Source organism: Qipengyuania citrea, from assembly GCF_009828015.1.
Lineage (GTDB): Bacteria > Pseudomonadota > Alphaproteobacteria > Sphingomonadales > Sphingomonadaceae > Qipengyuania > Qipengyuania citrea.
Genome location: NZ_WTYG01000021.1, coordinates 1 through 5,016, shown reverse-complemented (window position 1 = coordinate 5,016; position 5,016 = coordinate 1). Strand labels below are relative to the sequence as shown.

Genomic DNA, 5,016 nt, shown 5'->3' with positions numbered 1-5,016 from the left:
GTCTTCACGCTCACGCCCTATGATTGCTGGAGCCTCAGCCACGCGCGTCATCACGCCATGACTGGCAACCTCGACAAACGCGGCTTTGGCGATGTCGATACGCTGACGGTGCGCGAGTATTGCGAAAGATCGAGGACCCAGCGGCTCGGCTATCGCCTTTACCGCCACCCTTTGACGTTACTTGGTTTTGGCCCCGCCTATCTCTTTCTCCTGCGCCACCGCCTGCCCGTGGGATTGATGAAGGAGGGCTGGAAGTTCTGGATCAGCGCCCTGGGAACGAACCTTGCCACTCTCGCAATCCTCGCTGTGCCAGTATGGTTGGTCGGCTTCGGAGTGACGCTGGCGGTGTTCCTGCCGACCCTGCTCTTCGCAGCAAGCATGGGAGTGTGGCTGTTCTACATCCAGCACCAGTTCCCCCAAGCATACTGGGAAAGCAAATCCGACTGGTCCTTCGCCCAAGCCGCCCTGATGGGCAGCACACATTTAGACCTGCCGCCGGTTCTACGCTGGTTCACCGGTAATATTGGCATCCACCACGTGCACCACCTTTCAAGCACGATACCGTTCCACCGCCTGCCCGAAGTCCTGAAAGCACATCCGGCTCTACGCGATCTCAACCGCTACACGGCATGGGAGTCTCTCAGCGCGTTCCGCCTGGCTCTGTGGGATGAGGAACAGCAGCGTATGGTGACGTTTGCTGAAGCCAAGAAGATGACGGGCTAAACTTTCGCTTTTATACAGCTAGATCCGGCCCTGCACGCCGCCGAACAGTGCCTCGGTAGGATTCATCCCAACTCACCAACGCCTCGCCGAAAATGGCCGGAACTGTTTGAGCGGGAATTCGCTGCGTCATCATGTCGCGGAGAAAATCTATGTCTCAAAATTCGAAAATCGGCGCCGGATTGGGCGGCGTCGTTCTTACTGCCGGAGCGATCGCATTCGGAGCGTTCCTGTCCAACAGGCACCAAAATCGCGGATATGACGATGCCGCCAACCATACCAAACGCCAGCCTGAAGGCGACAACGCGCAGGTCGGCCGATCGGTAACCATCCGCAAGCCGCGAGCCGAACTGTTCGCGTTCTGGTCGGACTTCTCCAACCTGCCGCAATTCATGGAGAATGTGGAAGCGATCGAAGCCGGCGCAGACGGGGTGTCGACCTGGCGGATCAAGGCCCCCGCAGGCCAGACGGTCGCGGTGAAAACCGAACTCGCCAGCAAGAAGCAGGACGAGCTGATCGCCTGGCGCTCGGTCGAGGATTCCGAGATCGAGACCAGCGGCGAGGTGCGCTTCGAGGATGCTCCGGGCGAGCGCGGAACCAGGGTCAGCCTGGTGATGGCCTACGACCCGCCCGCAGGCGCGCTCGGCCGAGCGGTGGCGAAGCTGTTCCTACGTGAGCCGCAGGTCCAGGCCCGGCATGATCTGAAGCGTTTCAAGATGCTCATGGAAACCGGGGAAATAGCGACATCGGCGCGAACGCGGGACGAAACGCGCGCGGCCAAGCAGGAGAACGGATGATGCGAGCACTTACCTGGCATGGAACCAACGACGTTCGAGTGGACACGGTCAGCGATCCGGAAATCATCAATCCCCGCGATGCGATCATCAAGATCACCAGCACGGCCATCTGCGGGTCCGACCTTCACCTATACGATGGCGTCATTCCCGGCGTGGCGCCGGGCGATGTGCTGGGCCATGAATTCATGGGCGAAGTCGTCGAGACGGGGTCTGCGAGCGATCTGAAGAAAGGGCAGCGCGTCGTCGTGCCCTTCACGATCAGCTGCGGCGGCTGTTTCCATTGCAAGCAGCAGCAATATTCGGCCTGCGACAATTCCAACCCGGCTGAAAAGCAGGATATGTCGGCGACGCTCTACGGCCAGCCGATGGCCGCGCTGTTCGGCTATTCGCACCTGACCGGCGGCTACTCGGGCGGACAGGCCGAATACGCCCGCGTGCCCTTTTCCGATGTCGGCCCGATCGTCGTTCCCGACCATCTGGAGGACGACCAGGTGCTGTTCCTCTCGGACATCCTCCCGACCGGCTGGATGGCGGCGGAAAATGCCGACATCCAGCCCGACGATACGGTTGCGGTGTGGGGCTGCGGCCCGGTCGGATTGTTCGCGATCCAGTCGGCCATCGTGATGGGCGCATCCAGGGTGATTGCGATCGACCACTATCCGAACCGTCTCGCACTGGCGAAGCAGCTGGGTGCGGAGATCATCGACTTCCGCGAGACCGATGTGCGCGAAGCCCTGATGGAAATGTCCGGCGGGATCGGCGTGGATGCCGTGATCGACGCGGTCGGCATGGAGTCGCACGGCTTCGCTATCGACAACATGTTCGACGTCGTGAAGCAGAAGGTCGGCATGGGCGCCGACCGCGCGAGCGCGCTGAAGCAGGCGATTCTCGCGGTCCGGTTCGGCGGCAAGGTCTCGATCCCCGGCGTCTATGGCGGGATGACCGACAAATGGCCGCTCGGGGCAATGATGGAAAAAGGCCTGCAGGTCCGTGGCGGCCAGACACATGTCCAGAAATATACCAAGCCGCTGCTCGAGAAGATCGAGGATGGCACGCTCGATACCACGTTCCTGATCAGCCACCGGCTGCCGCTCGAACAGGCGGCCGAGGGCTACAAGAATTTCAAGGAGCAGCAGAATGAATGGACCAAGGTCATTCTGAAGCCCGGGATGGAGAACTGATCATGGCCGGGAAAATCGACAAGCTGTCCGGGCTATGCGTGATTACCGGTGCTTCGAGCGGCATCGGGCTTGAGCTCACGAAACTGGCGGCCCGCGATGGCTGCGACCTGATCCTCGCCGCCGACCGCGATCTTGGCGCGGCCCAAGCCACCGCGCGGCAGTGCGGTGCCGCAGGCGTCGAGACGGTCGAAGCCGATCTCGCCACCCCCAAAGGCCTCCAGGCCCTCGTGACGGCGATCGGCGATCGCACGCCCGAAGTCCTGCTTGCCAATGCCGGCCACGGGCTGGGCGAAGCGTTCCTCGATCAGGAGTGGAAGGACATCGCCCATGTCATCCATACCAATGTGACCGGCACGACATGGCTCCTGCACCATATCGGACGGAAAATGCGGGCGAAGAATGCCGGTCGCATCCTTGTGACCGGTTCGATCGCGGGGCACATCCCCGGCGCTTTCCAGCTCGTTTACAATAGCACCAAGAGCTACGTCGACTACTTCTGCTTCGGGCTGCGCAACGAGCTTAAGGATACCGACGTGGTTGTTTCGTGCCTGATGCCGGGGCCGACCGATACCGATTTCTTCGACCGCGCCGGGATGGAGAACACCGATGTCGGCAAATCGGACAGCAAGGACGATCCCGCAATGGTCGCCGAGGCGGGCTACAAGGCCCTTCTCGAAGGCGACGCCCACACGGTCAGCGGCTTCATGAACAAGATCCAGGATATGTTCGCCGGCGTGATCCCCGACACGGTGCTTGCCCAGATGCATCGCCGGATGGCCGAACCCGGCGATCGCTAGGGCCGCACGCCTTCGCCAATCTGCAACAACCGAGGAGAACACCTATGCCTCTCACCGCCATCGCCCTGAACTGCTCGCTCAAGAAATCTTCGGACGAAGCAAGCTCGACCGATGCCATGATCGCCGTGCTGCAAGAGCATCTGGCCGAGCAGGATGTCGAACTGGCCGAAACCATCCGCATCGCCGATTACAATGTCCCCCCGGGCGTGACGTCGGACGAGGGCGAGGGCGACGACTGGCCGGGTATTCGCGGGAAAATCCTGAGCCATGACATCCTGGTCTTCGGCGGGCCGATCTGGATGGGCCAGATCGGGTCGGTCGCCAAACGCGTGCTCGAACGCATGGATGCCTTCACCAGCGAAACCGATGACCAGGGCCGGATGCCGAGCTTCGGCAAGGTGGCGATTGCCGCGATCGTCGGCAATGAAGATGGCGCGCACTGGAGCTCGGCACAGCTGTTCCAGTCGCTCAACGACACCGGCTGGACGATCCCGGCGGGCGCGGCCTGCTATTGGGTCGGCGAGGCGATGGGCAACACCGACTTCAAGGAGCTGGCCGAAACCCCCGATGCGGTGACCGAGACCGCACAGATGTGCGCGATCAATGCCGCACATCTCGCGAAACTTCTCGCAGGCGACACCTACCCCGGGACGAAGTCCTGACGGCCCGGAACGCTCACACTCTGTAATCTCTTGGGAGACCATCATGGGACAAGGAACCACCAACCGGATCAAGCCGCCCCTGCCTGAGCAGCAACAGCGTGTTCCGGGCGCGACCGAGGCAATGCACCCCAAGCCCGATCACGGCGAAGACAGCTACGAGGGCTCCTGCCGTCTCGAGGGAAAAAAGGGTCGTCATCACCGGCGGTGACAGCGGGATCGGCCGCGCGGTCGCAATCGCCTTCGCGCGCGAAGGCGCGGATGTGCTGATAGCCTATTTGTGCGAGGATCACGACGCGCAGGAAACGAAGGAATGGGTCGAAAAAGCGGGGCGAAAATGCGTCCTGATGCGCGGCGATATCAGCGATGCGGGGCATTGCCGAGCGATAATCGACGAGGCTGTCCGCACCTTCGGCGGTATCGATGTGCTGGTGAACAACGCTGCCCACCAGATGACTTTCGAGACATTGGAGGACATTCCCGACGAGGAATGGGAGCGGACCTTCGCCACCAACATCCACGCGATGTTCTATCTCGCCAAAGCCGCCTTGCCCCACATGGGTGAGGGCAGTTCGATCATCAATTCGGCGTCGATCAATTCCGACCAGCCCAATCCCACGCTGCTGCCCTACGCGACCACGAAGGGGGCGATCCAGAATTACACGGCCGGCCTCGCGCAATTGCTGGCAGACCGGAAAATCCGGGTGAACTGCGTCGCGCCCGGCCCGGTCTGGACACCGCTTATCCCCTCGACGATGCCGGAAGAGGACGTCGCCGAATTCGGGAAGGATTATCCGCTCGGCCGCCCCGCGCAGCCCGCCGAACTCGCGCCTCCATACGTCATGCTGGCGAGCGATGAAGC

At 62.0% G+C, this 5,016-nt stretch carries 5 protein-coding genes and 1 pseudogene; all 6 read left to right on the top strand.

Annotated features, from left to right (window positions below; translation table 11 throughout):
* Positions 1-723 (top strand): fatty acid desaturase (locus GRI55_RS14780; protein ID WP_160767635.1); only part of this gene is annotated, 723 nt, incomplete at its 5' end.
* Between the two features lie 149 nt (positions 724-872).
* Positions 873-1,517: an SRPBCC family protein gene (locus GRI55_RS14775; RefSeq protein ID WP_160767634.1), complete on the top strand. Its 645-nt coding sequence runs from the start codon at positions 873-875 to the stop codon at positions 1,515-1,517.
* Positions 1,517-2,698 carry a zinc-dependent alcohol dehydrogenase gene (locus GRI55_RS14770; protein WP_160767574.1) on the top strand — a complete coding sequence of 394 codons (1,182 nt, stop codon included), beginning with the start codon at positions 1,517-1,519 and terminating at the stop codon, positions 2,696-2,698. Before GRI55_RS14775 ends, GRI55_RS14770 begins: the two co-directional genes overlap by 1 nt.
* Positions 2,699-2,700: 2 nt before the next feature.
* On the top strand, positions 2,701-3,495 hold the full coding sequence (locus GRI55_RS14765; protein ID WP_160767572.1) for an SDR family NAD(P)-dependent oxidoreductase: 795 nt from the start codon (positions 2,701-2,703) through the stop codon (positions 3,493-3,495).
* A gap of 44 nt (positions 3,496-3,539) precedes the next feature.
* A complete protein-coding gene (locus tag GRI55_RS14760) occupies positions 3,540-4,157 on the top strand; it encodes a flavodoxin family protein (protein WP_063512069.1) in 618 nt (205 codons plus the stop codon).
* Between the two features lie 43 nt (positions 4,158-4,200).
* A pseudogene (locus GRI55_RS14755) lies at positions 4,201-5,016 on the top strand (SDR family oxidoreductase); the annotation flags it as partial.

Bases quoted from the DNA above. Each gene is read 5' to 3' on its own strand.
- GRI55_RS14765 (WP_160767572.1), top strand. From the start codon at position 2,701: ATGGCCGGGAAAATCGACAAGCTGTCCGGGCTATGCGTGATTACCGGT.
- GRI55_RS14760 (WP_063512069.1), top strand. From the start codon at position 3,540: ATGCCTCTCACCGCCATCGCCCTGAACTGCTCGCTCAAGAAATCTTCG.
- GRI55_RS14770 (WP_160767574.1), top strand. From the start codon at position 1,517: ATGCGAGCACTTACCTGGCATGGAACCAACGACGTTCGAGTGGACACG.
- GRI55_RS14775 (WP_160767634.1), top strand. From the start codon at position 873: ATGTCTCAAAATTCGAAAATCGGCGCCGGATTGGGCGGCGTCGTTCTT.